Below are 4263 nucleotides of genomic sequence, written 5' to 3'. Positions count from 1 at the left end.
CGTGACCTCACAGCGCAACACGCCTTGTTGGTCGGTTTTTCCGTGGCAAACCTGACCCAGGTCCTTCCGGCTTGTGTGGTGCTCGTAACTGTAAAAACCGCCCACCATGCGTTGGCGCGTGGAATAAGTGGTGCGTGAAACCGCGCGCACTGTCATCGATACCCCCGCCTGCGGCCTGCCCTGTGGGGAAAGCGCCAAGGCGTCGACCGCCATGGGCTTGCCTTTGCCGGCCCAACTTTCGGTACGTATGCCCGCCACCACGGCTGCCGGCCACACCGCTACGGTCTGGCTTAGCGTTTGCACCTGCCCATTGGGGTCGGCGAAGCCCGCCTCGAATCGCAGTTCGCTGGGGCCGGTCACTTTGGGCACGGAATCAATCTGGGCACGAGCCGAGCCTTGTTTATCGAGCGTGATCGCCATTTTGTCCAGGATCAAACGCTGGGCGGCCTGCTCCTGTCCTTCGTTCTGTGCTTGGTCGGCGCTGGAAGGCGGGTTGAAGGAATAATCCTCGTAGTCGTTGTAGCGTAAATACTTGTCACGCAAAACCGCCGAAAGCTGAACAGGCAGGTCGGCCGCCGGCCCCCCCGAAAGATAAGCAATCTGAATATCGGCATTCAAGGCCAAAGGCCCGACCAACTCAAGCTCATCATTCGCTAGCTGGCTGATTTTCAAACTGCCCTCGAGAACAGGAAGCTTGAACTCTTCAACCCGAAAGCTGCCATCCGGCTGGGAATAATGGTCTTCGCCCTGCAGCGTTACGAAGTATTCCCCCAGCCTGGCCGAGCGGCTTAGCGCGAATTCGCTTCGGGCGCTCAACCCACCTGAAGGCGTGCTCTCCCAGTCCAAGTCCTGCTCGTGTCTTTGGCCTGAACCCTGGTGCACGATAATCAGCTTGCCGGGCACCTCATCGGACGCAGGCAGCGCCAAGCCGTCGCGGGTCTGCACCCGGGCGAAATGCTTCATGGAAACGGTTTCGCCCGCCCGAAACAAGCTGCGATCGAACACCGTGTGAGTAACCACGGTTGGTTCGGGTTGAGTATCGGTTGGTACATTGAAGCGCCACGGCTCCATGCCCCCATTCCATTCAGACAATACAAAGGAAAAATCGTCTTTGCCGCGAGCAAGCGGATGATCGCTGCCGATGCGGGCGGACACATAAAGGCCGCTTAGCTCTGTATCGCTGCAATAATCCGGCGCGTCCAGCGTTCCCAAGTGGTGCCATACACCGTGCTTATCGGTATTGCCGTCGGCCAGCACCCGGCCTGAACAATCCAGCACGCGAACCGCCGCGCCGGCCACGACCTTGCCTTCATCCAGGGTTGTGACCCACACCAGGGCGTCGTCGCGGCCCTGCTTCAGATGAACGGCCAGATTGGTGACCAGTACGCCGCTGCGAACATACATGGGGCGCTCGTCAGCCAGCAGCGCCTTGCCCAGCCGGGCCGACTCAACCTCGAGCACGTGAAAGCCAGGTTCGGCCACCGGCACGCCGATCACCTCGAGCGGACGCTCTTCGCCCTGCCGGCCGGCCGGCAGCGTCAAACTGCGTACATTTTCGCGACCGGTCAGAACCGAATAGCCCCGAACATCCTGGGCCTCGCCCCGGCCTTGTCCCGGAGCTTTTCCATCGAGCATGCGGGCAATCTGCTTTGGGGTCCAGTTTCCGGTGTCCAGCCGTTGCAAAGTGGCGTACCAGCGCAATACCTCGGCATCGTCCTTCGGCACATAATCGCGAACCGTGCCTAAAGGACGCGAAAGGTCGCGCATCTGCAACTGGGGCTCCACATTACGCACGGTAAGCGGCACCGTAGCGGGATGCTCGTCTTCGCTGGTTCCCGGAGGCACGTTTGCGAAACGTTCTATGGTTCCGAACGTACCAGAAGAAAATTTGACCAGGGCGGGATAAGCCGCCGTGCGTATCGTCAAAGGGAATTGATCCGCATTACTTAACCGGCGTCCCGCATCGTCTTCAAGGTTGTCCGGCAGTATCGCAGTTAGCTCAGACTCGGGTTCGAAGGGCCCCGAAAACACCACGCTCTGCGTGCTGGACACCGTTTCCGACTCGTCTTGAGGGTCGGGCGCAATCTCGCCCCCAATTGTTCGCAAACGTACCCGGCCCGCCTGCTCGACCGATATGGGTGCATTGAACGTGACGGAGATGGGCAATATGGGCGTACAAGGCGCGTTGGCGTTCTCGCGTCGACACGAGGTCGATGCCTTGAACGGTGGCCGCACCTTGAAGTCGAACGACTGAGCCTTTAATGAAGGTACCCCGCTCGAAGAAGCCACGCCCTTGCCCACCACCAGCCGAACCTGCGCATCGGGCGGCAGCACCCGCTTGCATTGCAGCAACTGAAGCGCCTGGTCGTCAAAGGATTGATCCAGATGGGCGGCTTCAAGCAACGCCTCGCGCTGCACCGGGTCGTTAATGAGCCGTACCGGAACCGCCTCGCCCAGGCCCTGAACCTGGCAATGCGTGTGGTCTTCCAGGCTTTGAGCATTAACCGCCCCGTTGAACATCAGCACAAAGATCTGGTCTTCGTCGATGGTGTCGCCGTAGGGAATTCGTGTAACCACGTGCGGCCCGCCGGTTGTAAACGAAAACTGCGTACGGCCGCTAATGGCCTGACCACTGAGCGTGCGAAAGTTGTCGTCGACCCGGGCCGCACAACTTACGCCTGGGCCGGGCCTCGCCCGGAAAACATAAGACCAACTGCTGGCGTCGGCCCAGTTGCCATCGCCGACAACGGTATCGTCGTCGCAAGTAACAACCAATGGTGCCGGCGCGCGCCCGTCCCCGAACGCAATAACCGGCTCATTGAACCGGACCTGGACGCTTTCGACGGTGGAGACCGTACCTTGAGGGGAGAAATACTGAATATGGGCGGCCTGCGCGCCCACCATTACCAACGATAACGCCAGCCCAAACATGACGCGATTCGTCATTCCTTTCCCCTGTTTAAATTGCCCGCCCTGGTCACAGCGCAGTGTACCCAAAGCAATACGGGGAAAAAAGGGTGTTGAGAGCCCCAACAGACTTTTACATGCGCCCGCAACCAGGCACGCAAAATGCTGGTGCGTTGCACATTACTGCACCAGCGGCACGGACATTGCCGGTTTCAATAAGGAGAATGCCAGTGAATATCTTTGAAGCCCTTCGCGAAAGCCATGAGCTTCAACGCGACCTTGGAGCGCGTCTATTGGAAACAAGCGGCGACACCCCCCAGCGAACCAATCTGTTTAAAAACTACAAGACCGTGCTTACGGCACACGCTACCGCCGAAGAGCGGCATTTTTATATACCGATTATGGATAACGATTCGGGAGTTGGGGCAGCGCGCCACGCTATTGCCGAACACCACGAGATTGACGAGCTGATCGAACAGGTTGAAAAAACCGATCCGTCCAGCCCCGCTTGGCTGGCTTTGGCGAAAAAATTGGCGCATCAGGTGGAGCACCATCTTGAAGAAGAGGAACAGCGTTTTTTTCAGATGGCCGGAAAGATTCTGGATGATCGGCAAAAAACGGCGCTCGTTAAGCCTTATCTGGAGGAATATCAGAAAAGCCTGGAACCCTGAGCCAAATGTATGGTGCTATGGCGGGTCGCATCGGTGAGCTCAAGGCTTCGTTTTGCACAACTCACAAAAACGGGGCGCGGGCGGATTACGGTCTTTCGCTGTCGGTGTCGTAGTCCAGATCGTGGAACATCTCGCGCAGGGTGCGGGGCCGGTCTTCGTGCTGAGGCAAACTCTTCAGCCGCAACTGCCCCAAGGCGGATTCGTCGTCTTCGCTGGGCGACTGGGGCAATAGCCAAAATACACTCATGCGGCGCTGATGCAGTTGCTGCGCATGGTAAAGCAAACGTTTCAAATCGATATCTCCGTATTAGTATTAGCGCCGGTCTCTCCGGCGTCTATTAAGCGCTTACCCAACGGCCAAGCAGCCAATAGCGGGTAAAAGCGAAGTTACTCCTATACCGTATCACATGACCATGAATATAGGGTGTCAGTAGCCGCCAAGCGCTCGCGGCCAGCCCTTTTAGTCGAAGTGCCGCCCCGGAGCGAGTGGAAACCCAGGTCATTTTTATGCCATAATCGCATGCTTGCCCCTCTAGCTCATGCTTGGTTAGAGCAGCGGACTCATAATCCGTTGGTGCGCAGTTCGACTCTGCGGGGGGGCACCACCCTACATTGTGTTGTTCTCTGTTACGAATGTGCTGACAATCCGATTCCAAATGGTACTTATTTCCTTGATTGGTCCAAT

General features: G+C 58.0%; 3 protein-coding genes and 1 tRNA gene. 2 read left to right on the top strand and 2 right to left on the bottom strand.

The features are described 5' to 3' along the window. On the bottom strand, positions 1-2946 hold a 2946-nt coding region (locus VL003_RS09940; RefSeq protein ID WP_325442025.1), incomplete at its 3' end, for an MG2 domain-containing protein. Positions 2947-3044: 98 nt separating this feature from the next. Here VL003_RS09940 and VL003_RS09935 point away from each other — a divergent pair. Next, positions 3045-3578 carry a hemerythrin domain-containing protein gene (locus tag VL003_RS09935; RefSeq protein ID WP_414708281.1) on the top strand — a complete coding sequence of 178 codons (534 nt, stop codon included), beginning with the start codon at positions 3045-3047 and terminating at the stop codon, positions 3576-3578. An 85-nt stretch (positions 3579-3663) separates the two neighbouring features. On the opposite strand, the gene VL003_RS09930 is transcribed toward VL003_RS09935, so the two are convergent. Next, entirely contained in the window at positions 3664-3870 is a 207-nt protein-coding gene (locus VL003_RS09930) for a hypothetical protein (RefSeq protein WP_325442023.1), read from the bottom strand. Positions 3871-4104: 234 nt separating this feature from the next. Between VL003_RS09930 and VL003_RS09925 the strand changes: the two genes are divergently transcribed. Further along, positions 4105-4183 (top strand) — tRNA-Ile (locus VL003_RS09925). Positions 4184-4263: the final 80 nt, after the last annotated feature.

Source organism: Pusillimonas sp., assembly GCF_035515275.1.
GTDB lineage: Bacteria > Pseudomonadota > Gammaproteobacteria > Burkholderiales > Burkholderiaceae_B > Pusillimonas.
Note: the sequence above shows the minus strand (reverse complement) of the source record. Positions and strands in the feature narration are given on the sequence as shown.

Excerpts from the sequence above, each read along its gene's own strand:
- VL003_RS09935 (WP_414708281.1), top strand. The coding sequence starts at position 3,045 with ATGCGCCCGCAACCAGGCACGCAAAATGCTGGTGCGTTGCACATTACT.